The organism is Leisingera caerulea DSM 24564 (genome assembly GCF_000473325.1).
Taxonomy (GTDB): Bacteria; Pseudomonadota; Alphaproteobacteria; order Rhodobacterales; family Rhodobacteraceae; genus Leisingera; species Leisingera caerulea.
In genome coordinates this window covers 80,884-104,296 of record NZ_KI421513.1, presented here as the reverse complement: position 1 = coordinate 104,296, position 23,413 = coordinate 80,884, and the positions used below count along the sequence as shown (strand labels likewise).

Here is a 23,413-nt window from a genome sequence, read left to right as displayed (position 1 = left end):
TGGCGTGACCGGCCCCTGATCTGTTGTGCCTGCCATGCGGCACATCCCCCCTTCTAAATCCATTGATCCCCCGTTGACCCAAGGCCAAGCTTACGTCACAGCTTTGGCTTCTACCTGTGAAAAGGATGATCCTGATGATCCCGTCCGTTCTGCCGACCTACAACCGTGCACCGCTGGAATTCGTCAAAGGCGAAGGCGCCTGGCTGACCGCGGCGGACGGGCGCCGCTTTCTGGATCTGGGCTCCGGCATTGCAGTGAATGCGCTGGGCCATGCCCATCCGGCGCTGGTGGAGGCGCTGACGTCGCAGGCGCAGAACCTGTGGCATGTCTCCAACCTCTACCACATCCCGCAGCAGCAGGCGCTGGCGGACAAACTGGTGGAGCATACCTTTGCCGATACCGTGTTCTTCACCAACTCCGGCACCGAGGCCTGCGAGCTGGCGGTGAAGATGGCGCGCAAGTTTTTCCACGACAAGGGCCAGCCCGAGCGGGTGGAGATCATCACCTTTGACGGCTCCTTCCATGGCCGGTCGTCTGCCGGTATCGCTGCGGCGGGCTCCGAAAAGATGACCAAGGGCTTTGGCCCGCTGCTGCCAGGTTTCGTGCACCTGACATTCGGGGATCTGGATGGCGTTACCGATGCTGTCTCGGACCAGACCGCCGCGATCATGATTGAACCGGTGCAGGGCGAGGGCGGCATCCGCCCGGTCCCGGATGCAGAGCTGAAGGCGCTTCGGCAGATCTGCGACGAGCATGGCCTGTTGCTGATCCTCGATGAGGTGCAGTGCGGGGTGGGGCGCACCGGCAAGCTGTTTGCCCATGAATGGGCGGGCATCACGCCTGACATCATGATGGTGGCCAAGGGCATCGGCGGCGGCTTCCCGCTGGGTGCGGTTCTGGCCACCGAGGACGCCGCCAGCGGCATGACCGCAGGCACCCACGGCTCCACCTATGGCGGCAACCCCTTGGGCTGCGCGGTGGGCTGCGCCGTGATCGACCATATCGCCGACGTGGCCTTTTTGGCGGAGGTGAACCGCAAGGCGGGCCTGCTGCGGCAGAAACTGGAAGGCCTGGTGGCCGATCACCCTGAGGTCTTTGAGGAGGTGCGCGGCTCCGGCCTGATGCTGGGCCTCAAGTGCAAGGCGGCCAACACTGATGTGGTCAACGCAGGCTATGCAAACGAACTGATCACCGTCCCGGCCGCGGACAATGTGATCCGGCTGCTGCCGCCGCTGACCCTGACCGATGAGGACATCGCCGAGGCCGTCAGCCGCCTCGATAAAACCGCGGCCCAAGTCGAAGCGGCCTGATTTTCACCTTTGCAGAAATACTCCCGGGGGTCCGGGGGCAGGCAGCCCCCGGCCTTCGTCAGAAAAAAGCGATACGATCATGAACCATTTCCTCGATATCCACAAAACCGCTCCTGCCGATCTGCGGACCATCATCGACCAGGCCAAAGCCACCAAGCAGGCGCGCCTGGGCCGCCCCAAGGCGGCGCTGGATGATGAGCTGCCGCTGAAGGACCGGATGGTGGCGCTGATTTTTGAGAAACCCTCGACCCGGACCCGCGTGTCCTTTGACGTGGGCGTGCGCCAGATGGGCGGCCAGACCATGGTGCTGTCGGGCAAGGATATGCAGCTGGGCCATGGGGAGACCATCGCCGACACCGCCCGCGTGCTCAGCCGCTATGTCGACATGATCATGATCCGCACCTTCGACGAGACCGTGCTGACCGAGATGGCGGAATACTCCGACGTGCCGGTGATCAACGGCCTGACGGACCGCACCCACCCCTGCCAGATCATGGCCGACGTGCAAACCTATGAAGAGCACCGCGGCTCCATCAAGGGCAAGAAGGTGGTCTGGTGCGGCGACGGCAACAACGTCTGCGCCTCCTTCATCCATGCGGCCGGCCAGTTCGGCTTCGACCTCACCTTCACCGGTCCCTCGCAGCTGGACCCGGAGGAGGAGTTCATGGGGCTGGCGCGCAAGGCAGGGTCCAAGATCGTGGTTGAACGGGACGCGGCGAAGGCCGTGGAAGGCGCCGATCTGGTGGTGGCTGACACCTGGGTGTCGATGCACGACAGCCAGTCCTCCAAGGAGCGGCGCCACAACATGCTGCGCCCGTATCAGGTCAATGACGCGCTGATGGCCCATGCCAAGCCCGATGCGCTGTTCATGCACTGCCTGCCGGCCCACCGCGAGGAGGAAGTGACCTCCGCCGTGATGGACGGCCCGCAGTCGGTGATCTTTGACGAGGCGGAAAACCGTCTGCATGCGCAGAAGGCCATCATGCGCTGGTGCCTGGGCGGCTGAGGCTGTCAGGACGCTGCCAGGCTTCGGCCGGATAGCCTGCTGGGCGTGGCGCCGGGCCTGCGGCCCGGCGCGGTGCCTGAAACGCAGGCAATGCGCTTGCGGCCCGGGCAGGGCGGCAGATTGGGCTAACCCATGCCGGTCTCCGGGACCCCTTGCGCGGGTACTGAATTGCCCCCAGCATCTCTCTGTCACATACGGGGAGGTCCAGCGATGGCAGATACATCACCAAAACCGGTTGCACTGATCGTGGGCGCAGGGGCGGGCCTGTCGGCCTCCTTTGCGCGGGCGCTTTCCCGGGACGGCTATGCGCTGCATCTGGCGGCGCGCAATACCGCCAAGCTGGAGCCGCTGGCGGCGGACACCGGGGCGCAGCTGCATCCCCTGGATGGCACCGATGCGGAGGGCATCCGCCAGCTTGTGGAAGGTGTGCCGGGCGATTTGCGGGTGGCCTGCTACAATCCTTCCGCCCGGGTCCGCGGCCCGCTGAAAGACCTTGATCCGGAACAGGTGCGCAAGGCGGTGGAGGTGACCGCCTATGGCGCTTTCCTGCTGGGGCAGGCGGCGGCCAAGCGGATGCTGGCGCAGCAGCCCGCCAACGGGCGGCGGGGCACCATCCTGTTCACTGGCGCTTCGGCAGGGGTCAAGGGCTTTGCGCAGTCGGCGCCCTTTGCCATGGGAAAATTCGCGCAGCGCGGACTGGCGCAGTCGATGGCCCGGGAGCTGCACCCCAAGGGCATCCATGTCGCCTGGATCAATATCGACGGCGGCATCCGCAATGCCTTCCGCCCGGAGCGGACTGAGGCAGAGGATAATCCCGACAGCATGCTGAACCCCGAGGCCATCGCCCGGGAATACATGCATCTGATCGGCCAGGACCGCTCTGCCTGGAGCGATGAACTGGTGCTGCGGCCCTGGGTGGAGCGGTTCTGAGCGCAAAAGAAAAGCCCCCGCCGCCGGATGGCGCGGGGGCTCGCTGTGTCTTTGCTGCGGTGCGGCTCAGCCGACGAAGGTGTTCAGCACCAGATAAATCACGGTTGACAGCAGCGCGGCGGCGGGGACGGTGATCACCCAGGCGGCCACGATGGTCATGAAGTGGCTGCGGCGCACCAGCTTGCGGCGGCGGCGTTCCTCCGGCGCGATGCGTTTCTCTGCCGGGCGGCCTTCGGCGGATTTCTTCAGGCGGCGCTCCATGTGCCACTCGCGGAAGAATCCGACGCCGAACACCGCGCCCACCGCGATATGGGTGGAGGAGACCGGCAGGCCCAGCCAGCTGGCCACGATCACGGTGATCGCCGCCGACAGCGACACGCAGTAGGCGCGCATCGGGTTCAGCTTGGTGATCTGGCTGCCGACCATACGGATCAGCTTGGGGCCGAACAGGAACAGGCCGAAGGAGATGCCGAAGGCGCCGATCACCATCACCCAGGTCGGGATCGTCACCTTGGAGGCGAAATCGCCGAACTCGGTCGCGTGCACGATTGCGGCCAGCGGGCCGACCGCGTTGGCGACGTCATTGGCGCCGTGGGCAAAGGACAGAAGCGCGGCAGAGATCACCAGCGGCAGGCCGAACAGCGCCTTCAGCGACTTGTTGCGGTTCTCCATGCCCTCGGACTGGCGCTTGATCAGCGGGGCGGTGACCACATAGGCCAGCGCGCCCATCGCAGCACCGATCAGCAGCGCGGTCTGCAGGTCGATCTTGACGATCTTCTTCAGCCCCTTCAGCGCCAGGTAAGAGGCAAAGGCGCCTGCCATGATGCCGACCAGCACCGGCACCCAGCGGCGCGCAGCAGCGATCTTGTCCTCCTGGTAGATGATCTTGGCCTTGATGAAGGCCAGGAACAGCGCGGCAATGATGCCGCCCAGCACCGGCGAGATCACCCAGCTGGCGGCGATCTTGCCCATGGTGGGCCAGTTCACCGCGGCAGTGCCCGCAGCGGCCACCCCGGCGCCCAGCACGCCGCCCACAACCGAGTGAGTGGTGGACACGGGCGCGCCGACCCAGGTGGCCAGGTTCACCCACAGCGCCGAGGAGATCAGCGCCGCCATCATCGCCCAGATAAAGACATTGCTGCTGGCAACTGCGGCCGGGTCGATAATGCCCTTGGAGATCGTCGACACCACGTCGCCGCCCGCCAGAAGCGCGCCGGCGCTTTCGGCAACGGCGGCAATCACGATGGCGCCGCCCATGGTCAGCGCGTTGGCGCCCACCGCCGGGCCCATGTTGTTGGCCACGTCATTGGCGCCGATGTTGATCGCCATGTAGGCGCCAAAGGCCGCGGCGGCGATCACCACCATGCTCATGGCGGAACCGCCGAAAAAGACGCCGGCGCCGAGGCCTGCCAGCACGATGAAGGCCAGTGCAATGCCCGGCGCCACCAGCGGGCGGGAGACATAGGCGGTGGCCAGTTCGAGCTGGGAGATCCGGTTCAGGTCCTTGTCCAGCGTGGTCCATTGCGTGCGCTGGGGTGCATCGCTCATAGTCGTATTCCTGATTCTGAGGTCTGCGGACGCGCCTAACGCCGCTGCGGGAGCGGTTCAAGCGTCTGACATGAAAATGTCACATAACTTTTACAATTGACGCAACAGCGCCTGCAGCTGCGGTTCCTGCACCAGTTCCGCGGCCTCTTCCGGGCGCATCCACTGGCGTTTGCGCTGGTCGGACTCGGGATAATCTTCCGCAAGCGTCTCCACTTCCGCGGAAAAGATCAGCGTGGTCACCGGCTCGTCAACGCCGTGATCGCGGCGTTTGACGTAATTGTATTCGCCGATGGGCTGCTTAGAGACGCTCGCGGACCTGACGCCGGCTTCCTCCCAGGCTTCCTGCAGCGCCGAGGCCGGACCGTCCTTGCCCTCGACCGGCCAGCCCTTGGGGATGATCCAGCGGCCGGTGCCGCGGCTGGTGATCATCAGCACCTCCTTGCCGTCCGCGCCGGTGCGGTAGCACAGCGCGGCAACTTGCAGGCGGTTCGGTCGTTTCAGCATCGGCCTGAGGATTTCCTCCCAGGCGCGGGTCAGGGTTCGGGTCATCTCTGCTCAGCCTTTGGTGTTGGGTTGGCCCCATGTTCTTGTGCGAAGTTGTGGGAAAGTATGCGTACTTGCCCGGAATTTCAAGGCTGCCGCCGGTAAGGAGCCGCGCTGCGCGGTTTTGCGGGCCCGGTTTGACGGCCAGGTTACGGCTTCGTCCGCAGTATGGCAGCAGACCGTGAAGAAAGCGCTTATACGCCAGCCTCCGGCGTTCAGGCGGCAGGCGGCGGCGCTCCCGCCCGCTGGCCGCGCATCCAGGATGCGCTGCCGGCCGTTGGGCCGGGCAGCGTGCCGGGGGCACGCTGCGGGCCTGCGCCGGAGTGCTACTTGCGCCGTTTCGCGCGCAGCGTCGGGTCTTCCTGGGTCGGATCCTCGGGCCAGGGGTGCTTGGGGTACTGGGCGCGCATGTCCTTCCTGACATCGGCATAGGAGCCGGCCCAGAAGCCGGGCAGGTCGCGGGTGATCTGGATCGGGCGCTGGGCCGGCGACAAGAGCGAGACCTTGAGCGGCACGCCGCCGACGGCCGGATGGCGGGTGACGCCGAACATCTCCTGCAGCCGGACCGAGATTTCGGGGATCTCGCCGTCATAGCTGATCGGGATCTTGCGCCCCAGCGGAGTGATAAAACTGCCCGGCGCCTCGCGGTCCAGCAGCTGCGTCTGCTCCCAGCTGAGCGCCGCCTTGAGCGCGGGCAGCAGGTCGAAGCGTTTCCAGTCCTCCGCCGATTTCACCCCGCCCAGCATCGGCAGCAGCCAGTCCTCCAGCGCGTTCATCAGGCCGGGGATGGAGAAATCCGGCAGGTCAAAGCCTTCCGCCCTGACCAGCTCCACCCGTGCGGCCAGCCGCGCCGCGGCGCCGGTCAGCCGCAGGCCCAGATCGCGCACCCCGTCCAGCATCGCCCGCGCCACCGCGTCCGGCGGCACGTCCTTCCAGATGCGGTCGTCCAGCACCACGGCGCCGAACCGCTCCTGCTGGCGCGCCACCACCCGGCGGTCGCGCTTGGACCATTCGCAGACGTCGGCCCAGATGATCTGATCCGCAAACAGCTCGCGGATTTCCGCCAGCGAAATCTGCGCTGCCATCCGGATCCTGGCCTCGCGCGGGTTGCCGTCGGTATCGAGCGCCACGATGAAGGGTGCCCCCGCCAGCGTGTCGCCGCCGTCCAGAATGGCGCCCTTGCCGCCCGACAGCACAAACCGCGGGTTATCGCCCTTGCGGCGCTGGCCCACGCGGTCGGGATAGGCAAGCGCGGCCATCATCGCCGCTGACAGCCCCGCATCCCGGCGGCCCGCCTGTTTCTCCAGCCGCCGCGCCTCGCTCTTGATCCGCTCCACTACGGGGCGGTTCAGCTGGTAGGGGTGATTGCGCTCAAACCCTTTGGGATCGCGCAGCGCCTTCAGCCGCAGCGAGAGGTCCGCAGGCGCACCGCGCAGCGGGTCGCGTTCGCCCAGTAGCGCCGCCAGCGGTGCGGCAGAGGGGCCGCCCTTCAGCAGCATATGGCCAAGCCGCGGATGCAGGGGCAGGGCCGCCAGCGCCTTGCCATGCTCAGTAATCCGCCCCTGCGTATCCAGCGCCCCCAGCATGTGCAAAAGCGCCTGCGCCTCTGCCATGGCACCCGCAGGCGGCAAAGTCAGGAAAGACAGATCGTCCGGCGCCGCGCCCCACAGCGCCAGCTCCAGCGCCAGCGCGGTCAAATCGGCGCTCTCGATCTCGGCCGGGGGGAAGGCCATCAGCGCGCCTTCCTCGCCCTTGGTCCACAGCCGGTAGCAGATGCCTGCGGCCACACGGCCTGCACGGCCCTGCCGCTGGGTGGCCTCGGCGCGGGTCACTTTCTCGGTCACCAGCCGCGACATGCCGGAGCCGGGATCAAACCGCGCGCGCCGCGCCTGGCCCATATCCACCACCACCCGGATGTCCTGAATGGTCAATGAGGTCTCGGCGATCGAGGTCGCCAGCACCACCTTGCGGCCCTGCGCCTCCGGCTGGATCGCGGCGCGCTGCTCGGCAAAGGGCAGGGCGCCGAACAGCGGGCGGATATGACAATGGCCGGGCAGGCGCTTCTCCAGCGCGCCGGCGGCGCGGCGGATCTCGCCCTCGCCGGGCAGGAACACCAGAATGCCGCCGCCGGAAGCCTTTGTGTCTCTCTCCGCCTGCACCACCAGATCCGCCAGCGCGTCCACGCGGCGGGCCTGCGCGGGCAGGGGGCGCTCCAGCCAGCGGGTCTCCACCGGGTAACTGCGCCCCTCGGACGTCACCATCGGCGCATCCATCAGCGCCGCCACCGGCCCGGCGTCCAGCGTCGCCGACATCGCCAGCAGCATCAGGTCATCGCGCAGCGCGCCTGCCACCTCCAGACACAGCGCCAGCCCCAGATCGGCGTTCAGGGAGCGTTCGTGGAATTCGTCAAAGATCACCGCGCCGACGCCGGGCAGGTCCGGGCTGGACTGCAGCATCCGGGTCAGGATGCCCTCGGTCACCACTTCGATCCGCGTGGCCTTAGAGACCTTGGCATCGCCGCGCACCCTGTAGCCGACGGTCTGGCCCGGCTTTTCGCCCAGCGTCTCTGCCATCCGCTCAGCTGCGGCGCGGGCGGCCAGGCGGCGGGGTTCCAGCATCACGATGCGGCCCTCGGTCAGCCCGGCCTCCAGCATCGCCAGCGGCACCCGCGTGGTCTTGCCCGCACCGGGCGGCGCCTGCAGCACGGCACGGCCGCGGGTGCGCAAGGCTTCCAGCAGTTCGGGGAGGGCGTCTTCGATCGGCAATCTGGTCATGCCCGCCTTATCGCCAAAGGCGCGGGGGAGGTCTAGCGGTGTGTACGGAGCCGTGCCTCGGAAAAATGCGCTAAGGGCAGAGCCCGTCCGCGGGCGGAAGCGAAGCGCCCGCCCATGGGGGCGGACGGGCGCTGCCCGGCGTGCCGCCGGGCGGACAAGTCCATTTGCGTGATAGTTTTTGAAGCGCGTTTGGGGTGTCGATCCGTTACTCCCACTGCGCAAACCGCACCAACCGCGGCGGATTTGCCGCCTTTCCTGCAGCGCCTGCTGATGTAGGTTGCCCGGCAGACGGCAGGGGCTGGACTTTGCAGCATGGCTTGCGCCAAGGTCCGCCCATTACGACAGGAAGGCACGCATGGATACCGAACAGCTGACGCAAAAGATCCTTGATGGCGACCGCCGGGCGCTGGCCCGGGCCATCACCCTGGTGGAAAGCGGCCGCAAGGATCACCGCGCCAAAGCGGGCGAGCTGCTGTCGGAACTGGCCAAGCACAAGCGCCAGTCGCTGCGCATCGGCCTGTCGGGCACGCCGGGGGTGGGCAAATCCACCTTCATCGAAAGCTTCGGCATGATGCTGACAGGCCTCGGCCTGCGGGTGGCGGTGCTGGCGGTCGATCCCAGCTCGGCGCGCTCCGGCGGCTCGATCCTGGGCGACAAGACCCGGATGGAACGGCTCAGCCGCGACAAGAACGCCTTTATCCGCCCGTCCCCCAGCCAAAGCCACCTGGGCGGCGTCGCCCGCCGCTCCCGCGAAGCCGTGGCGCTGTGCGAGGCGGCAGGGTTCGACGTGGTGCTGATCGAGACCGTCGGCGTCGGCCAGTCGGAAACCGTGGTGGCAGAGATGTCGGACCTGTTCCTGCTCTTGCTGGCGCCTGCCGGCGGGGATGAGCTGCAGGGGGTGAAGCGCGGCATCATGGAAATGGCCGACCTCATCCTGGTGAACAAGGCCGACGGGCCGCTGAAACCCGTCGCCACCCGCACCTGCGCCGACTATTCAGGCGCCCTGCGGCTGCTGCGCAAGCGCCCGCAGGACCCCGAAGGCTTCCCCAAGGCGCTGATGGTCTCAGCCGTCGAGGAACACGGGCTGGACAACGCCTGGGAGGAGATGCAGGCGCTGACCGCCTGGCGCAAGGAAAACGGCCACTGGGACCGCCGCCGCGCCGATCAGGCCTGCTACTGGTTCGACCAGGAGGTGCGCCAGGCGCTTTTGGCGCGGCTGGAGACGCCGGAGGCCAAGGCGCAGATGGCGGAGCTCGCCGGTACGGTCTCCGAGGGCGGCAAAAGCCCGGGCGAGGCGGCGCGGATCATGCTGCAGGCGCTGGGCGCTGCCTGACGGCGGCTGGCGGGGTGAAAAAGGGCGGCCGCAGGGGCTTGCAGCCGGCCGGAAACGGGTGCAGTAAACCGGGCAAGAAAGCTGAGTTGAATCACTTGACGCTGTTGCCGGTTGAGCGTAAGAGCAGCGGACCAGTTTTCGGGCGCAGCCAATGGCCGCGCCCCTTGTGATTTGGCGCCGGACTGCCAGCGCCTCCAAAAAACGAAGGATGAAGATATGTCGCGCCGTTGCGAACTGACCGGAAAAGGCCCGATGACTGGCAACAATGTCAGCCACGCCAACAACAAAACCAAGCGCCGCTTTCTGCCCAACCTGAACGACGTGACCCTGCAGTCCGAAGTTCTGGGCCGTGGCGTCAAGCTGCGCATCTCCGCAGCCGCCCTGCGCTCGGTCGACCACCGCGGCGGCCTGGACGCGTTCCTGGCCAAAGCCAAGGACGAAGAGCTGTCGGCAAACGCGCTGAAAGTGAAGAAAGAGATCGCCAAGGCACAAGCCGCACAGGCTTGATAGACTTGGCCTGATCCCTTCACCGGATCGGATTACGCACACCGCGCAGAGGCAGCTCTGCGCGGTGTTTGCGTTTGCGCAATCTGCCGCAGGGTTGCGCCTTGCCCCCGCCGCGCGGCAGGGGCATACCTGCCTGTGATGACACGCCTCCTGCGCATATGCCTTGGCCTGTTCCTGGCCCTGACGGTCGCCCTGACGGCCCACAGCGCCGCCGCCCGGCAGGGGGAGCGCGATGCCGCAGGCCGGATGGTGATCTGCACTGGCACCGGCCCGGTCACCATCTATGTGGACAGCGAAGGGCAGCCGGTAAAGCCGCCGCACCATTGCCCCGATTGCGTGATGCATGTGCTGGACGCGGTGATGCAGCCGGCGGGGCTGATGCCGCCGGTTGAGGTTTGCGGCACGGTGACGGCGGGCCGGAAGGCGGTGCCAGCCTCCGTTCAGCAGATCCTGCGCGCCACCGCCCGTGCGCCGCCGGCCATTGCCTGACCGGCCAAGCAAACCATCCATTTCAAAACTGAATATCTACCCAGAGGAGACAGGATATGTCCCTGAAGTCTGTTGTTTTTGCAGCCGCGGCTGCTGCTGCCGTCGCCACCTCCGCCTTTGCAGGCGATGCCATGATCATGGTGCACGACCAATACGCGCGGGTCTCGTCGCCCACCGCCAAAGCTGGTGCCGCCTTCATGGAAATCATCAACAAGGGCGAAGCCGGCGATCAGCTCATTGATGTGCGCTCCGACGTGGCCGCCAAGGTGCAGTTGCACACGCACAAGGAAGGCGGCGACGGCGTCATGAAGATGATGCATGTGGAGGAGGGCTTTGCCGTGCCCGCAGGCGAAACCCACGTGCTGCAGCGCGGCGGCGACCACATCATGTTCATGGGCCTGAAGCAGGCGCTGAACCACGGCGACGTGGTGAAACTCACGCTGGTGTTTGAGAAGGCCGGCGAGGTCGAGATCGAGGTGCCGGTCGATCTGGAGCGCAAGGCCGAGGGCCGCGGCGGTCACTCCAACTGATGCCGTGACAGTCAGGGCGGGCGCGGCGTCAGGCCGCGCTGCAGCCCTCCTTCGCGCCCAAAGCCCGCCCTTGCGGCGGGCTTTTTGCCGCCTGCGGCTAGCCCAGCAGCTCCGCCACCCAGGCGGGCACCGTCTCGCTGGCCGGGCCAAAGCGGCGCTCTGCAAAGCGGGAGGCGGTGGCCGACGGCGCAAGGTTCAGCTCCACCGTATGGGCGCCCGCCAGATGCGCCTCATCAACAAAGGCCGCGGCGGGGTAAACCTCGCCCGAGGTGCCGATGGCGGCGAACAGATCCGCCTCTGCCAGGTGGGCATAGATCTCCTCCATGAAATACGGCATCTCGCCGAACCAGACCACATCGGGCCGTCCCGCAGGCGCCGTACAGGCGGGGCAGGGCTGGCCGGTCTGCATCTCCAGCGGCGCAGCCCAGCGGTGGCCGCAGGCGCCGCAAAGCGCGCCTGCCAGCGTGCCATGCATATGCAGCACTTGCGCGGCGCCGCCGGCCTCGTGCAGCGCATCCACGTTCTGGGTGACGATCACCACCTCGCCCGAATGCTCCGCCTGCAGCCGCGCCAGCGCCTGATGCGCCGGGTTGGGCCGCGCCTCTGCCGCCTGCGCCCGGCGGGCATTGTAAAAGCCATGCACCAGATCCGGGTTGCGCGCGAAGCCTTCGGGCGTCGCCACATCCTCGATCCGGTGCTGCGCCCAGAGCCCGCCCTCGTCGCGGAAGGTGCCCAGCCCGCTTTCGGCGGAAATCCCGGCCCCTGTCAGGATGACAATCTTCGCGCTCTTTCCCATTGTCCCGGAACCTCCTATCACTACTCCCGGATCACAGGAGCCTTTGCCAATGCCTACCCGTATTCTGTTTGTCTGCCTAGGAAACATCTGCCGCTCCCCGGCCGCCGAGGGCGTGTTCCGCGCGCTCTGCCCGGAGGCCGAGACCGACAGCGCCGGCACTGCCTCTTACCACGTGGGGGAACCGCCCTACGGCCCGATGCAGGCGGCGGCAAAGGCACGCGGGCTGGATATCTCGGACCTGCGCGCGCGCCAGTTCCGGGGCGCGGATTTCGACGCCTTCGACCTGATCATCGCGATGGATGCCAGCAATCTGGAGAACATCGAAGCGCTGCGCCCGGCCGGCAGCGCAACCCCGGTGCGCCTGTTCACCGGTTACGCCCCGGACAGCGGCGCGGACCATGTGCCGGACCCCTATTACACCCGTGATTTCGACGGCTGCCTGGACCTGATCGAACAGGCTGCCAAGGGGCTTAAGGCGTCGCTGTAGCTATTCCGCGATCACCCGGAAGCCGCCCGCCAGGAACGGCAGCTGCTGCACGGCCGGGTCGATCATCTGGCTCTGCACCAGGCGGCGCAGGGTCTCGGCCACATCGCGCGGCACCCGGTCGGCCCAGTCGGCGGCGGTGAACAGGGAAATGGTCCGCGACATCTCGCCAAAGGGCAGCGGGAAAGCGTCGATCTGGTCATGGAACCGCGCCGCCCGCATATAGCCCAGCGGTGTGGTGACAGCCCAGCCGATCCGCCGCGCCACCATCGCCATCAGCGCCAGGTGCGAGCCGACCTCAAACCGGTCTTCGAACTCCAGCTTCTGGCGGCTGAGCAGCCCCTCGATCTGCTGCGAGATCAGCTGCTCGCGGGCATAGCGCAGGAACGGCAGGTCCCCCAGCTGCTCTGCCGCCTGCGCCGCATCGGACACCGTGCCGCGCGGCGCCACCAGGATGAACGGATCGCGCACCAGCGGGTATTCCACCAGCCCCTCGTGCAGCCCGCCGGCCGTGGCGGCGACGGCGATATGCAGCTCCCGCGCCTCCATCGCGCGCACGATGTCATGGCTGGAGGCGGTGATCATCTTGAACCGGCACTGGGTCAGGCTGTCGGCCAGGATGGTGGCCAGCCGCGGTGTCAGGTCATTGTCGAAATCATCAATCAGCCCGATCGACAGCGCCTGCAGGTGGGTCAGATCCATCACTGTCAGCTCGCTCTGCGCCAGCCGCAGCTCGGACAGAACCGCCTCGGTGCGGGCCAGGAAGCTGCGCCCGGCGGCGGTCAGCACCATCGGGCGGCGGCCATGGTCGATCAGCTCGCTGTCCAGCGCCTTTTCCAGGTTGCGCATCTGCTGGCTGACGGCGGGCTGGCTGAGGCCGGTCAGCTCAGCCGCCTGCGCCACGGAGCCGGTTTTGGCCAAAGCCTCGAACACTTCCAGCCCGCGCAGGGTAACACCTTTGATCAACATGCAACTGCTCCAATACCTTGCGCCGTTTTTCCGTGTTGGGGCTGCCCGGTCAAGAGGGGCGGGGGCGCGGCCCTGGCCGGCTGCGAAAATGCCGCAGCGCAAATGCATCAAAACAGCAAAAAGGCGCCCCGCGGGACGCCTTCGTTCCGGTCCGGCTGGCGGCCGGCTCAGCCGCAGCTGCGGGCGGCGTGGTCGCCAAAGGCCTTGTAGCGCTGCCACAGCCGCTCATCGCTGCGGTTGCTGGACTGGCGCACCACCTGGGCCTTGTGCGGGTCGGAAAACCACTTGGAGACGGTCTTGCGCTCCGAGCGTGTCAGGCTGCGGTTGGCCACCTTCTGGATGCAGTTGCACAACCCGGGCGTTGCGGCGCTGCGGTCCGACTGGCGGCAGGCGCGCTCGATGGCGCCGGCTTCGGCCCCGGCGGGGACCAGGGTTGCGAGGAAACCAGCGCAAAGCGCGGCTGTCAGGAAGTGTTTCATCTGGCTCGTGCCCCGTTTTTGGCATGCGGGTCTGCTGCCCGCGGAATTGACCCTACTATGCCGCAAGCCGGGATGCGTTTCAATCGTGGTGAACGGGGGGCTCAAAGGGGCTGGAGCGCCGCGCCCTGCGGCCCTCCAGCTGCTTGGTGCTCAAGCCTGGTTCGGCCCGCGCATGGCACGGACCGCCTGGCGCACGGCTTTCCAGTCTGCGGCCTCGGCGTCCTTGCCGGCTGCTTCGCATTCGCGCATTTTCTGCGCGGCTTCGGCCTCGGCCTTGTCGCCATGCGCGCTGTAGAGCGCGCGGGCATACTCAGCGGCTTTGATTGCATCCATGCGGGTCGTCCTCCTTTGCTGTGGTCATCACCCGTCAGCGGGGCGCGCGTCTCGCGGTACGCTGGGAGTATAGCGCATTTCGCAGCGGCGTGCAGGGAACGGGGCGAATTTGAGGTGTTCGGGAGGTGCGGGGAGGCGCGCGCCTGACCTTGGGGAGGCGCAATCGCGCCTTCCCGGGGGGAAGGTCAGGCGCGGCCCGGCCTTGCGGCCGGGCGGGGGGGGGGATCAGCCGGGTGGCAAAGTCTTCGCAAAATCCCAGATCGCTTGTGCCAGCCCCTTGATCCCCTTGTCTTGTGCAACTGACGAAGCTGTCAGATACGCAATGCCAGCATCAAGATCGACGGGATGCCAAAGGTGCAGCAATAGCTCTTTGCGGTTCATCCTTGACCCGATTTCCAAGGACGTGCTGCTAAACGTGATCGCGTTCCGGTTCCGTAGCTTTTGGGCTCCAACATCCCTGATGCAAGCTTTGCCGCAGGAATAGCCGTAACCAAATTCCCCGCCATTCTCGAACAGTGCTTCTATTGTTCCTTTCGTGAGGCCCGCCGTCACGGGTTGGGGGCTGCAACAGACCAAGCGCCAGAGCAGCTTGCAACGGCAGCCCGGCTGACTTCCCTGAACATTGCAAGTGCGTACATGGCGTTGTCAGGAGCTCCTAAGCCGTCTAGGAAACGCTTGGTTGCAGTCATGGTTCGCATTGCAGCCCTGCAACTCAAGACCCTTACGGCCTCGTAAGGAAGCGCTTCAAGTGCCGTTTGCAAACCAGAGTAGTTGCGAATTTTCATACTATAGTGCCCGTGGAGCCAGCGGCCGCATCAACTGCGCTTGACCAAACCCCGAATCCAAATCATATGCCTCAGCATGACTGACCTCGCTCACATCCGCAATTTCTCCATCGTCGCCCATATCGACCATGGCAAATCCACCCTCGCTGACCGGCTCATCCAGGAGACCGGGACGGTGAAGGACCGCGACATGAAGGAACAGCTGCTCGACGCCATGGACATCGAGCGCGAGCGCGGGATCACCATCAAGGCCAACACCGTCCGCATCGACTACACCGCCGATGACGGCGAAACCTATGTGCTGAACCTGATCGACACCCCCGGCCACGTCGACTTTGCCTATGAGGTCTCCCGCTCCATGCGCGCGGTCGAGGGCTCGCTGCTGGTCGTGGACAGCACCCAAGGGGTGGAGGCGCAGACGCTCGCCAACGTCTACCAGGCGATTGATGCGGATCATGAGATCGTCCCCGTCCTGAACAAGATCGACCTTCCCGCATCGGACTGCGACCGGGTGGCAGAGCAGATCGAGGATGTGATCGGCATCGACGCCACCGGCGCGATCCAGGTTTCCGCCAAGACCGGCCAGGGCATCCGCGAAACGCTGGAGGCCATCGTGCAGCACCTGCCCGCGCCGCAGGGCACCCGCGACGCGCCGCTCAAAGCCATGCTGGTGGACTCCTGGTACGACAGCTACCTCGGCGTGATCGTTCTGGTCCGCATCATGGACGGCGTCCTGAAAAAGGGCATGCGGGTCAAGTTCATGTCGAACAACACCCTGCACCACGTCGACCGCATCGGCGTGTTCCGCCCCGCCATGCAGGTGGTGGACGAACTGGGCCCGGGCGAGATCGGCTTCCTCACCGCCTCGATCAAGCAGGTGCGCGACACCCGCGTCGGCGACACCATCACCAACGACCGCAACGGCACCGAACAGGCGCTGCCGGGCTTCAAACCCGCCCAGCCGGTGGTGTTCTGCGGCTTGTTCCCGGTCGACTCCGCTGAATTCGAGGACCTGCGCGACGCCATCGACAAGCTGGCGCTGAACGACGCCTCTTTCTCCTTCGAAATGGAAACCTCCGCCGCCCTCGGCTTCGGCTTCCGCTGCGGCTTCCTCGGCCTCTTGCATCTGGAGGTGATCCGCGACCGGATCGAGCGCGAATACAACATCGAGCTGATCACGACGGCTCCATCGGTGATCTATCACGTCTACATGAAGGGCAAGGACAACGAGCCCGGCGAGATGATCGAGCTGCACAACCCCGCCGACATGCCCGACCCCTCCAAGGTCGATCACATCCAGGAGCCGCGCATCAAGGCGACCATCCTGGTTCCGGACGAATACCTGGGCGACGTGCTGAAGCTCTGCCAGGACCGCCGCGGCATCCAGATGGACCTGTCCTACGCCGGCTCCCGCGCCATGGTGGTCTATGACCTGCCGCTCAATGAGGTGGTGTTCGACTTTTACGACCGCCTGAAATCGGTGACCAAGGGCTATGCCTCCTTCGACTACCAGATGACCGGCTACCGCGAGGACAACCTGGTCAAGATGTCGGTGCTGGTGAATGACGAGCCGGTCGATGCGCTCTCCACCATGGTCCACCGCGACCGCGCCGAGATGCGCGGCCGGGCGATGTGCGAGAAGCTCAAGGAGCTGATCCCGCGCCACATGTTCAAGATCCCGATCCAGGCGGCCATCGGCGGCAAGGTGATCGCCCGTGAGACCCTCTCGGCGCTCCGCAAGGACGTGACCGCCAAATGCTACGGCGGCGACGCCACCCGGAAGCGGAAGCTTTTGGACAAGCAGAAAGCGGGTAAGAAGAAGATGCGCCAGTTCGGCAAGGTGGATATCCCGCAGGAAGCGTTTATTTCCGCTCTGAAGATGGACAGCTAAGGCTGTCCATCTTCAGAGCGAGCGGGCGAAAGCGGTTGGCGCAGCCAATTGCGTGCCCGCCCCCCGGCGTTCTGCGGCGGAAACACCTATACAACAGTTGCAAGACGGGGCTTCGGCCCCGTTTTCTGTTACTGGCGATTGCCACTGTCCTGCCCGGCCGAGAGGCCGGGCAGCGCCCGATCCGCCCCCCCCCCCCCCCCCCCCCCCCCCCCACGGGCGGGCGCTGCCCTTTGGGTTGAGTGAATATTGGTTGTGGCTTTCATGATTTATCGCATTGAGGTTGTTTTGTTGAGTGGTAGGCTCTCGCTTATAAAGAAAACCTCTCTGCAAGGTGTGGAATGACTGTAGAAGAACCTATTGAACTAATTGTGTCTTTGACTGGTGGTCAAAGTGATCAGCATGAAGTGCCGGCCTTTACGGCTTTAGATAGTGCACATGCTGTTTCTCAAGCTCTAATGATGATCCTAAACTTCGCTCAAAATGGTGAAATCCGTCGTAGGAATTTCAAAGATCTAAACCTTTCATTGAATTTGAAAACGACTCGTCCAGGGTCTTACGAGTTTGTTTTTGAGTTCTCTCAATTAGCCCCGTACTTGATGGAGGCCTATGGGAGCGGGTTAGCGAATGCTTCTTGGAAATTAATTGAGACTGTTTTTAAACGTGCTACGGGTCTGGAGGGGGCGTCGGAGATTGAGGAAGCTGAAAGTGACGGGCGGATTAGTGCGGGAGATTTAGGCGCGCTCATCCAAGCCACTGAACCATCCGTGAGGCGGGCGCACTCCGTAGTAAATCACGGTTCCTCAAACGTTAACATTTTCATTAGTGGTGATGGCAATCAGGTAGTGCTTGATTCGGAAAGCAAAGAATACATGCACGAAAGCATCTTCAACGATGAGACACGGTCGCAACGCTTTCTGGTCACGAGTTTTGATGGCCGCAATAGAACTGGTCGATTGTTTGACTTGGAGCAAGAGCAGGCGTTTACATTTGACTTGCTCGCTGAGGCTAGCCGGGAATCTCTTCAAGTAATAGCAGATGCCGCCCATGCGTACGCTCTTCGGCAGAAGGGTAAATTTGATGAAAAGATGGAAGCAGTTTGTGCCTTTACCTCGATTGATGCTCCTGACGGTCGACAAAAGAGGCTGAAAGTATTTGCTGCCGCGCGTGAGTTTGATGATCTGGAAGTTGGACAAATCCCGGACGTTACAAATGCCGCGCGGCAGTTGGAGGACAAGCGAGATGATGATGATGACGTTTTGGAATGACCTGAGTTCTCTGTCGGACGTACCTTCTGTCCAGTTATGAATTGTTTCGCTCGACCGCAGGCCGGTCAGCGCCCGTCCCGCCCCCCCCACGGGGCGGGCGCTTCGCTTCCACCCCGCCGGGCCGGGCACTGCCCTCCGCGTGCTGATCTGATGTCTGGCAAACTCCATTAGACGGGCAGGCTTGCACTACGCTGTCGGCCAACCGCCGCTTCTCTCTGAACACTTGTGCGCCACTCTCCGCCCATCCGCAGCCTCTCCGTACCAACCCGCTGAAAATCCACCCGTTCCGTGGTATCTTCAATCCCGTTCATCTGGGGAGGATAACACCATGAAACACCTGACTTTGGCCGCCGCGATCACCCTCCTGGCGTCGCCGCTTCTGGCCGGGCAATGCCCCGCCGATATTACCGCCATCGACGCTGCTCTGGCCTCCGGGACCGACCTGTCGGAGGCCGATCTGGCAACGGTTCAGGAATTGCGCGACGAGGGGCAAAGCCTGCATGACAGCGGCGACCATGACGCCTCGGTCGAGACCCTGGCCGAAGCCAAGGCGATGCTGGGGATCGACTGACCCGCAACAGCAAAACGCCCGGCGGCTGGCCGGGCGTTCCACGCTTGAAAAACCGGTCCGCTTACAGCGCGTCCTGCACGTCCTGCGCGGCGCCGCTGATTGCCTGGCCGGCCTTGGAAATATCGCGCCCCGCGCCTTTGGTCGTCTCGCAGGCCGCCAGGCCCAGCAGCATCAGCGCACATGTGAAAATCCGGATCATCGTCGAAGGCTCCTCATCTCTGCTCAAACCCGTCCGCAACTGTCTAGCAAGCCGCCCCAGCCCAGGCCAGCGGATTTGCGGGCCAGCGGATTTGCCGGCCAGCGGATTTGCGCGGCAGGCAAGGGGCTTGAGCCAAGTCAAGGCCGGGGGCCCGGCGCCGGGCTACTCTGCGCTGGTCAAAACAGGAGGCAGACATCATGGATCTTTCCACCCGCAAACAGGCGCTGGAGGCGCGCCGGGCTGAACTGACCGGGCATCTGAGCGAGGTTGAGCACACGCTGGACGCGCCGATGCCCAAGGACTGGGAGGACCGGGCCTCTGAACGGCAGGGCGACGAGGTGCTGGAAAGCCTCGGCAATGCGGAACTGGACGAGCTGCGCCGGATTGATGCGGCGCTGGGCCGGATCAAGGCGGGCACCTACGGCATCTGCGCCTCCTGCGGCGAGATGATTTCCGACGCGCGCCTGGACCTGCTGCCCGCCGCGCCGCTGTGCAAGACCTGCGCCGCAGAAGGGGCCGGCTGAGGCACGGCTTGCGGCGCAGCAGGGGTTTACCAAAAATTTGCAACTTATAAGGTAGTGCAATCCCCGAAAATCGCGGGTATATTGATCTGGATCAAGGCCGTAGCTTTGACCTCACGGCACGTTGCGCGAAATTTCAGCTGGAGGGTGTGTATTATGGACTTTTCCACCAGAAAACAAACGCTTGAGGTGCGCCGGATGGAACTGGCAGGGATGCTGTCACAGGCCGGGCTTGGACTGGAGGGGGCCTATGCCGCGCCCCGCCGCACGCGGGCAGCGGCGCCCGCGGCCTCTGCGATCGAAGTGCCGGCCAAGGCCAGCCTGGACGAGCTGCGCCGCATTGATGCGGCGCTGGCCCGCCTGCGCGAGGGGTCCTACGGCTTCTGCCAGATCTGCGGCGACGACATTGCCGACGACTGGCTGGACCAGCGCCCGGCCTCGCCGTTCTGCAAAAGCTGCGCCCTCTAGCCGGGGCGGGGTGCGGGCCGCCCGCAGCCGCAGCAAATCCCGAAATAATCACAGCCAGCGGCCGCCCGGCCCGCTGGCTGCTGCTGTTTGCGGCGGGGCGGGCGGCGCCGCGCCGCTGCAGCGCTGCACCAGTCGCGGCTTTCGCGCCAAAGGCCCCGTTGCCGTGCCTGCCGGGATGTGCCACAACCTGCTGTAACAGACTGAACACATGAGTTTAGCACATGCCTGATTTCGCCGAACGCCGCCGCATGATGGTGGACACCCAGATCCGCCCGTCGGACGTCACCAAATACCCGATCATCGAAGCCATGCTGGCAGTCCCGCGCGAGCAGTTCGTGCCGGCGGCGCAGCGCGAAGCGGCCTATGCCGACAAGAATGTCAGCCTCGGCGGCGGCCGCGTTCTGCTGGAGCCGCGCACTCTGGCCAAGATGCTGGATGCGCTGGATATCCAGAGCGACGAGCTGGTGCTCGATGTGGCTTGCGGGCTGGGCTATTCCACCGCGGTTGCGGCGCGGGTTGCGCAGATGGTGATCGGCGTCGAGGAAGACGAGGATCTGGCCGAAGACGCCCAGGCGCTGCTGTCCGAAACCGGCGCCGACAATGCGATTGTCCACACCGGCCCGCTGGCGGAAGGCGCGGCCGAACACGGGCCTTATGACGTGATCCTGGTTCAGGGCGGGGCCGAGGAACTGCCCGCGCCGCTGCTGGCCCAGCTCAAGGACGGCGGCCGGATCGCGGCGCTGATGATGAACGGCGCGCTGGGCGAGGTGAAGATCGGCTACAAGAGCGGCACCGGGATTTCCTGGCGGTTTGATTTCAACGCCGCTGCGCCGGTGCTGCCGGGCTTTGCTGCTGCGCAGGAATTTGCGCTCTGACCAAAACGGCCGGGCGCGGCGGCTGACGGGGCGGGGCCGCAGGCAATGGGGAGAGGCCGGGCGGCGGTGACGCTGGCGCCTGGCAGGGACAACTCACCGCGGCTGGCGGCGCGGCAGAACAAAAGGCAGGCGATGAGAATGAAATTCCCGGCGAGTGTGTTTAAGGCTTTTGTGTTTGCCGGCGGCGTGGCCGCCACGGCGCTGATGCCGCTCCAGGCGGCGGCGGACAACCTGTCCGACGCGATGATCGGCGCGTATAAGACCAGCGGCCTGCTGGAACAGAACCGGGCGCTGCTGCGGGCCGCGGACGAAGATGTGGCAATTGCCCTGTCGCGGCTGCGCCCGCTGGTCCAGTGGACGGTAAGCGCCGCCAACTCCTATAACGAAGTCAACTTCAACCAGACCCGGAATACCCTGTCCACCCAGCTGGAACTGACCCAGCTGCTGTTCGACGGCGGCGCCAGCCGCCTGGACCGGCTCGCGGCTCAGGAAATCGTGCTGGCCACCCGGCAGGCCCTGCTGAGCGTGGAGCAGACGGTGCTGTTCCAAGCGGTTCAGGCCTATGTCGGCGTCCTCCAGGCGCAGGAAAACGTGGCCCTGCGCCGCAACAACCTGCGGCTGCTGCAGGAAGAGCTGAAGGCTGCCCAGGACCGCTTCGAAGTGGGTGAAGTCACCCGCACGGATGTGGCGCTGGCCGAAAGCCGCGTGGCCGCGGCGCGTGCCAACCTGACGGATGCCGAGGGCACCCTGCTGACCGCCAAGGCGACCTACCAGCAGGTTGTGGGCCAGGCGCCGGGCGGCATTGCCGGCCAGCCGGCCTTGCCCCGCCAGCGGGTGTCGCTCGACGGCGCGCAGGTTGTCGCGCTCAGGAACCAGCCGGATCTTCTGTCTCAGCAGCACGTCGTCAAGGCCCGTGAATACCAGGTCGCCTCCGCAACCGCGGGCCTGGGGCCGTCCGTGAACCTGCGGGCGAACGCCGGGGTGAGCGAGGACGTGCAGGACGGGCTGGGGGCTTCCAACTCCTCCAGCATCGGCATCACCATGACCCAGGATCTTTACGCCGGGGGCCGCAATGCCGCAGTCCGGCGCCGGGCCATTGCCAACGCCGACGCAGAGCGCGGCGTGCTGATCAACACCCAGCGCGCCGTCCGGCAGGCGGTGAGCGAAGCCTACTTCAACGTCGAAACCGCGCGCGCCAGCCTGGTCTCTTCGGGCGAGCGGGTGCGCGCCTCCAAAGTCGCCTTTGACGGCATCCGCGAGGAGGCCACGCTGGGCGCCCGCACCACGCTCGACGTGCTGCAGGCAGAGCAGGAATACCTGGATGCCCAGACCGAACAGGTGAACGCCCGCGCCAACCAGGCGATCGCGGCCTACCAGCTGCTGCAGGCGCAGGGCCTGCTGACCGCTGAGCACCTGGGCCTGGCGGTGGAGATTTACGACCCGACGCTCTATTACAATCTGGTTAAGGACGCCCCCGCCCACCGCAGCAAGCGCGGCAAGGATCTGGATCGCGTGCTCAAGGCCTTGGGGCGTAACTGATAATTTATCCTATCTGTTGTGCGGTGGCAGGAAGGCGGCTACACTTTCCGGCAAGAGGCAAGAGTGGTTTATAAAATGTCCGACCCAGTTACCCATGCTGAGATTGAAGATGTATTGTCCTCGATCCGCCGCCTGGTGAGCGAAGACAGCCGCGGCCAGCCCGCGGCGCCGGAACCGGCGGCAAAGCTGGTGCTGACGCCTGCGCTGCGGGTGAAGGATCCGCAAGCCCGCAGCCCCGAAGCGGCTGAAGGCCCGGAAACCGGCGCCGGCGCGCCGCTTCCGGAAGCAGACCCTGGGCAGGCGGAGGCCGGCACAGCACCGCTGTCCGCAGATGCGCAGCCGCAGACCGCAGCCGCCCCGCTGGAGGCAGAGGCCGCTGCAGCTGAGCACGCGGAACATGCAGACCCCGCGAAGCATGCAGAGCACGCGGCGGATGTGGAGCACGAGGCAGACGAAACCGCAGCGCAACCCGCCGTGCCCTTCCGGCACCGCCAGGCCCGTGCAGCGTCCGGGCCCGCTTTGCTCCTCGGTGCGCAGCAGGACGCAGCGGACACCACAGCAGACACCGAAGCGCAAGCCGCGCAGCCCGGCGGCGCTGAGACCAGTCAGCCGCAGCCCGCTCCGGTCTGCGCCGGCGCGCCGGATACCGATCCGGACACGGCGCCTTGGGCCGATCCCGATGCCACGCTGTTTTCTGCGGCATCCGGCACGCCGCCGCAGGATCAGGGCACCGGGGACACCGCAGCAGAAACCCCGCCGGACGACCTGGCCGGCGGCACGGCCGGCGCCCGCGCCGCCTCGGTGGTGCGCAAGATCGCTGAGCTGGAGGCCCGCAGCTCCGGCGCGCGCGACCAGGCGCAGCCGCAATGGGAGCCCGACAGCAAGACCGAGGCGCCCTTTGCCGCGACCCTGGTCGATACCATCGAATGGCGTGACGAACCGGCGCCCGCCCGCAGTACCGCGCAGGCAGCCAGCGATGCCTCCGGCGAAGCGGACGGCAGCGCTGAGGAAACTGCGCAACCCGCAGCCGCAGACAGCGCGGCGGAAACGGTGGTGGAGGCGGCGTTTGCCGGCGCAGCTTTGGAAACGCTGGCGGAGTCAGGCGACAGCTACCTCGACGAGGAGGGCCTGCGCGACCTGGTCGCCAGCATTGTCCGCGAAGAGCTGCAGGGCCCCTTGGGCGAACGGATCACCCGCAACGTGCGCAAGCTGGTGCGGCGGGAAATCCACCGGGCGCTGGCCGCGCATGACCTGCTCTAGGGCCTGAC

Annotated in this window: 25 protein-coding genes; 16 read left to right on the top strand and 9 right to left on the bottom strand. The window is 65.8% G+C overall.

The window, feature by feature from the left end:
- Window positions 1-134 precede the first annotated feature (134 nt).
- From CAER_RS0107630 to CAER_RS0107620, 3 genes are all read left to right on the top strand, one after another.
- Window positions 135-1,310 (top strand): aspartate aminotransferase family protein, encoded by a 1,176-nt coding sequence (locus CAER_RS0107630; protein ID WP_027234790.1) that lies wholly within the window; start codon window positions 135-137, stop codon window positions 1,308-1,310.
- 79 nt (window positions 1,311-1,389) lie between these two features.
- Entirely contained in the window at window positions 1,390-2,316 is a 927-nt protein-coding gene (gene argF, locus CAER_RS0107625; protein ID WP_027234789.1) for an ornithine carbamoyltransferase, read from the top strand.
- A gap of 210 nt (window positions 2,317-2,526) precedes the next feature.
- Window positions 2,527-3,246 (top strand): SDR family NAD(P)-dependent oxidoreductase, encoded by a 720-nt coding sequence (locus tag CAER_RS0107620; RefSeq protein WP_027234788.1) that lies wholly within the window; start codon window positions 2,527-2,529, stop codon window positions 3,244-3,246.
- A gap of 66 nt (window positions 3,247-3,312) precedes the next feature.
- Here the strand turns inward: CAER_RS0107620 and CAER_RS0107615 are convergent, their stop codons facing one another.
- The 3 genes from CAER_RS0107615 to hrpB all read right to left on the bottom strand — a co-directional run bounded on the left by CAER_RS0107615 (window position 3,313) and on the right by hrpB (window position 8,111).
- Window positions 3,313-4,794 carry an inorganic phosphate transporter gene (locus tag CAER_RS0107615; RefSeq protein WP_027234787.1) on the bottom strand — a complete coding sequence of 494 codons (1,482 nt, stop codon included), beginning with the start codon at window positions 4,792-4,794 and terminating at the stop codon, window positions 3,313-3,315.
- A gap of 90 nt (window positions 4,795-4,884) precedes the next feature.
- Window positions 4,885-5,343 (bottom strand): NUDIX hydrolase, encoded by a 459-nt coding sequence (locus CAER_RS0107610; protein ID WP_027234786.1) that lies wholly within the window; start codon window positions 5,341-5,343, stop codon window positions 4,885-4,887.
- Window positions 5,344-5,663: 320 nt separating this feature from the next.
- Window positions 5,664-8,111 carry an ATP-dependent helicase HrpB gene (gene hrpB, locus CAER_RS0107605; RefSeq protein WP_027234785.1) on the bottom strand — a complete coding sequence of 816 codons (2,448 nt, stop codon included), beginning with the start codon at window positions 8,109-8,111 and terminating at the stop codon, window positions 5,664-5,666.
- 355 nt (window positions 8,112-8,466) lie between these two features.
- Between hrpB and meaB the strand changes: the two genes are divergently transcribed.
- The 4 genes from meaB to CAER_RS0107585 all read left to right on the top strand — a co-directional run bounded on the left by meaB (window position 8,467) and on the right by CAER_RS0107585 (window position 10,970).
- Window positions 8,467-9,444, top strand: a complete 978-nt coding sequence (gene meaB / locus CAER_RS0107600) for a methylmalonyl Co-A mutase-associated GTPase MeaB (protein WP_027234784.1) — start codon at window positions 8,467-8,469, stop codon at window positions 9,442-9,444.
- A 216-nt stretch (window positions 9,445-9,660) separates the two neighbouring features.
- Window positions 9,661-9,951 carry a 50S ribosomal protein L28 gene (gene rpmB / locus CAER_RS0107595; protein WP_019296104.1) on the top strand — a complete coding sequence of 97 codons (291 nt, stop codon included), beginning with the start codon at window positions 9,661-9,663 and terminating at the stop codon, window positions 9,949-9,951.
- 138 nt (window positions 9,952-10,089) lie between these two features.
- A complete protein-coding gene (locus tag CAER_RS0107590) occupies window positions 10,090-10,440 on the top strand; it encodes a DUF2946 family protein (RefSeq protein WP_036797154.1) in 351 nt (116 codons plus the stop codon).
- Between the two features lie 56 nt (window positions 10,441-10,496).
- On the top strand, window positions 10,497-10,970 hold the full coding sequence (locus tag CAER_RS0107585; protein WP_027234782.1) for a copper chaperone PCu(A)C: 474 nt from the start codon (window positions 10,497-10,499) through the stop codon (window positions 10,968-10,970).
- 97 nt (window positions 10,971-11,067) lie between these two features.
- Here the strand turns inward: CAER_RS0107585 and CAER_RS0107580 are convergent, their stop codons facing one another.
- Complete coding sequence (locus CAER_RS0107580; RefSeq protein WP_027234781.1) at window positions 11,068-11,766, bottom strand: NAD-dependent deacylase; 699 nt, start codon at window positions 11,764-11,766, stop codon at window positions 11,068-11,070.
- Window positions 11,767-11,815: 49 nt separating this feature from the next.
- On the opposite strand from CAER_RS0107580, the gene CAER_RS0107575 reads away from it, so the two are divergent.
- On the top strand, window positions 11,816-12,253 hold the full coding sequence (locus CAER_RS0107575; RefSeq protein WP_027234780.1) for a low molecular weight protein-tyrosine-phosphatase: 438 nt from the start codon (window positions 11,816-11,818) through the stop codon (window positions 12,251-12,253).
- On the opposite strand, the gene CAER_RS0107570 is transcribed toward CAER_RS0107575, so the two are convergent.
- The 4 genes from CAER_RS0107570 to CAER_RS30060 all read right to left on the bottom strand — a co-directional run bounded on the left by CAER_RS0107570 (window position 12,254) and on the right by CAER_RS30060 (window position 14,412).
- The gene (locus CAER_RS0107570) at window positions 12,254-13,219 is read right to left on the bottom strand and encodes a LysR family transcriptional regulator (RefSeq protein WP_027234779.1); all 966 of its coding nucleotides are present in this window, start codon (window positions 13,217-13,219) and stop codon (window positions 12,254-12,256) included. It abuts the gene before it with no gap.
- A 167-nt stretch (window positions 13,220-13,386) separates the two neighbouring features.
- The gene (locus tag CAER_RS0107565; RefSeq protein WP_027234778.1) at window positions 13,387-13,698 is read right to left on the bottom strand and encodes a hypothetical protein; all 312 of its coding nucleotides are present in this window, start codon (window positions 13,696-13,698) and stop codon (window positions 13,387-13,389) included.
- A gap of 150 nt (window positions 13,699-13,848) precedes the next feature.
- The gene (locus CAER_RS0107560) at window positions 13,849-14,031 is read right to left on the bottom strand and encodes a hypothetical protein (protein ID WP_027234777.1); all 183 of its coding nucleotides are present in this window, start codon (window positions 14,029-14,031) and stop codon (window positions 13,849-13,851) included.
- A gap of 225 nt (window positions 14,032-14,256) precedes the next feature.
- On the bottom strand, window positions 14,257-14,412 hold the full coding sequence (locus CAER_RS30060; RefSeq protein ID WP_161631082.1) for a hypothetical protein: 156 nt from the start codon (window positions 14,410-14,412) through the stop codon (window positions 14,257-14,259).
- Between the two features lie 480 nt (window positions 14,413-14,892).
- Between CAER_RS30060 and lepA the strand changes: the two genes are divergently transcribed.
- The 3 genes from lepA (at window position 14,893) to CAER_RS0107540 (ending at window position 18,543) form a co-directional block, all read left to right on the top strand.
- Window positions 14,893-16,707 carry a translation elongation factor 4 gene (gene lepA, locus CAER_RS0107550; protein WP_027234775.1) on the top strand — a complete coding sequence of 605 codons (1,815 nt, stop codon included), beginning with the start codon at window positions 14,893-14,895 and terminating at the stop codon, window positions 16,705-16,707.
- Window positions 16,708-17,045: 338 nt separating this feature from the next.
- Window positions 17,046-17,972 carry a DUF7946 domain-containing protein gene (locus CAER_RS29690; protein ID WP_154667754.1) on the top strand — a complete coding sequence of 309 codons (927 nt, stop codon included), beginning with the start codon at window positions 17,046-17,048 and terminating at the stop codon, window positions 17,970-17,972.
- A gap of 328 nt (window positions 17,973-18,300) precedes the next feature.
- Window positions 18,301-18,543, top strand: a complete 243-nt coding sequence (locus CAER_RS0107540) for a hypothetical protein (RefSeq protein WP_027234773.1) — start codon at window positions 18,301-18,303, stop codon at window positions 18,541-18,543.
- A gap of 61 nt (window positions 18,544-18,604) precedes the next feature.
- Here CAER_RS0107540 and CAER_RS29205 read toward each other — a convergent pair whose 3' ends face one another.
- Window positions 18,605-18,742 carry an entericidin A/B family lipoprotein gene (locus CAER_RS29205; RefSeq protein ID WP_024089362.1) on the bottom strand — a complete coding sequence of 46 codons (138 nt, stop codon included), beginning with the start codon at window positions 18,740-18,742 and terminating at the stop codon, window positions 18,605-18,607.
- A 197-nt stretch (window positions 18,743-18,939) separates the two neighbouring features.
- Here CAER_RS29205 and CAER_RS0107530 point away from each other — a divergent pair, with 197 nt between their 5' ends.
- The 5 genes from CAER_RS0107530 (at window position 18,940) to CAER_RS30125 (ending at window position 23,405) form a co-directional block, all read left to right on the top strand.
- Window positions 18,940-19,266 carry a TraR/DksA family transcriptional regulator gene (locus CAER_RS0107530; protein ID WP_027234772.1) on the top strand — a complete coding sequence of 109 codons (327 nt, stop codon included), beginning with the start codon at window positions 18,940-18,942 and terminating at the stop codon, window positions 19,264-19,266.
- Between the two features lie 153 nt (window positions 19,267-19,419).
- Window positions 19,420-19,731, top strand: coding sequence for a TraR/DksA family transcriptional regulator (locus CAER_RS0107525; RefSeq protein WP_027234771.1), 312 nt, complete (start codon window positions 19,420-19,422; stop codon window positions 19,729-19,731).
- Window positions 19,732-19,952: 221 nt separating this feature from the next.
- The gene (locus tag CAER_RS0107515) at window positions 19,953-20,606 is read left to right on the top strand and encodes a protein-L-isoaspartate O-methyltransferase family protein (RefSeq protein WP_027234769.1); all 654 of its coding nucleotides are present in this window, start codon (window positions 19,953-19,955) and stop codon (window positions 20,604-20,606) included.
- 132 nt (window positions 20,607-20,738) lie between these two features.
- Window positions 20,739-22,145 (top strand): TolC family outer membrane protein, encoded by a 1,407-nt coding sequence (locus CAER_RS0107510; protein ID WP_027234768.1) that lies wholly within the window; start codon window positions 20,739-20,741, stop codon window positions 22,143-22,145.
- A gap of 75 nt (window positions 22,146-22,220) precedes the next feature.
- Entirely contained in the window at window positions 22,221-23,405 is a 1,185-nt protein-coding gene (locus tag CAER_RS30125) for a hypothetical protein (protein ID WP_051357754.1), read from the top strand.
- The last annotated feature ends 8 nt before the right edge of the window (window positions 23,406-23,413 follow it).

Excerpts from the sequence above, each read along its gene's own strand:
- CAER_RS0107615 (WP_027234787.1), bottom strand. The coding sequence starts at position 4,794 with ATGAGCGATGCACCCCAGCGCACGCAATGGACCACGCTGGACAAGGAC.
- CAER_RS0107575 (WP_027234780.1), top strand. The coding sequence starts at position 11,816 with ATGCCTACCCGTATTCTGTTTGTCTGCCTAGGAAACATCTGCCGCTCC.
- CAER_RS30125 (WP_051357754.1), top strand. The coding sequence starts at position 22,221 with ATGTCCGACCCAGTTACCCATGCTGAGATTGAAGATGTATTGTCCTCG.
- CAER_RS0107580 (WP_027234781.1), bottom strand. The coding sequence starts at position 11,766 with ATGGGAAAGAGCGCGAAGATTGTCATCCTGACAGGGGCCGGGATTTCC.
- CAER_RS0107585 (WP_027234782.1), top strand. The coding sequence starts at position 10,497 with ATGTCCCTGAAGTCTGTTGTTTTTGCAGCCGCGGCTGCTGCTGCCGTC.
- CAER_RS0107560 (WP_027234777.1), bottom strand. The coding sequence starts at position 14,031 with ATGGATGCAATCAAAGCCGCTGAGTATGCCCGCGCGCTCTACAGCGCG.
- CAER_RS0107530 (WP_027234772.1), top strand. The coding sequence starts at position 18,940 with ATGGATCTTTCCACCCGCAAACAGGCGCTGGAGGCGCGCCGGGCTGAA.
- CAER_RS0107510 (WP_027234768.1), top strand. The coding sequence starts at position 20,739 with ATGAGAATGAAATTCCCGGCGAGTGTGTTTAAGGCTTTTGTGTTTGCC.
- hrpB (WP_027234785.1), bottom strand. The coding sequence starts at position 8,111 with ATGACCAGATTGCCGATCGAAGACGCCCTCCCCGAACTGCTGGAAGCC.
- rpmB (WP_019296104.1), top strand. The coding sequence starts at position 9,661 with ATGTCGCGCCGTTGCGAACTGACCGGAAAAGGCCCGATGACTGGCAAC.
- CAER_RS0107540 (WP_027234773.1), top strand. The coding sequence starts at position 18,301 with ATGAAACACCTGACTTTGGCCGCCGCGATCACCCTCCTGGCGTCGCCG.
- CAER_RS0107630 (WP_027234790.1), top strand. The coding sequence starts at position 135 with ATGATCCCGTCCGTTCTGCCGACCTACAACCGTGCACCGCTGGAATTC.
- CAER_RS0107620 (WP_027234788.1), top strand. The coding sequence starts at position 2,527 with ATGGCAGATACATCACCAAAACCGGTTGCACTGATCGTGGGCGCAGGG.
- argF (WP_027234789.1), top strand. The coding sequence starts at position 1,390 with ATGAACCATTTCCTCGATATCCACAAAACCGCTCCTGCCGATCTGCGG.
- CAER_RS30060 (WP_161631082.1), bottom strand. The coding sequence starts at position 14,412 with ATGAACCGCAAAGAGCTATTGCTGCACCTTTGGCATCCCGTCGATCTT.
- CAER_RS29690 (WP_154667754.1), top strand. The coding sequence starts at position 17,046 with ATGACTGTAGAAGAACCTATTGAACTAATTGTGTCTTTGACTGGTGGT.
- CAER_RS0107570 (WP_027234779.1), bottom strand. The coding sequence starts at position 13,219 with ATGTTGATCAAAGGTGTTACCCTGCGCGGGCTGGAAGTGTTCGAGGCT.
- CAER_RS0107590 (WP_036797154.1), top strand. The coding sequence starts at position 10,090 with ATGACACGCCTCCTGCGCATATGCCTTGGCCTGTTCCTGGCCCTGACG.
- CAER_RS29205 (WP_024089362.1), bottom strand. The coding sequence starts at position 18,742 with ATGATCCGGATTTTCACATGTGCGCTGATGCTGCTGGGCCTGGCGGCC.
- lepA (WP_027234775.1), top strand. The coding sequence starts at position 14,893 with ATGACTGACCTCGCTCACATCCGCAATTTCTCCATCGTCGCCCATATC.
- CAER_RS0107515 (WP_027234769.1), top strand. The coding sequence starts at position 19,953 with ATGCCTGATTTCGCCGAACGCCGCCGCATGATGGTGGACACCCAGATC.
- CAER_RS0107610 (WP_027234786.1), bottom strand. The coding sequence starts at position 5,343 with ATGACCCGAACCCTGACCCGCGCCTGGGAGGAAATCCTCAGGCCGATG.
- meaB (WP_027234784.1), top strand. The coding sequence starts at position 8,467 with ATGGATACCGAACAGCTGACGCAAAAGATCCTTGATGGCGACCGCCGG.
- CAER_RS0107565 (WP_027234778.1), bottom strand. The coding sequence starts at position 13,698 with ATGAAACACTTCCTGACAGCCGCGCTTTGCGCTGGTTTCCTCGCAACC.
- CAER_RS0107525 (WP_027234771.1), top strand. The coding sequence starts at position 19,420 with ATGGACTTTTCCACCAGAAAACAAACGCTTGAGGTGCGCCGGATGGAA.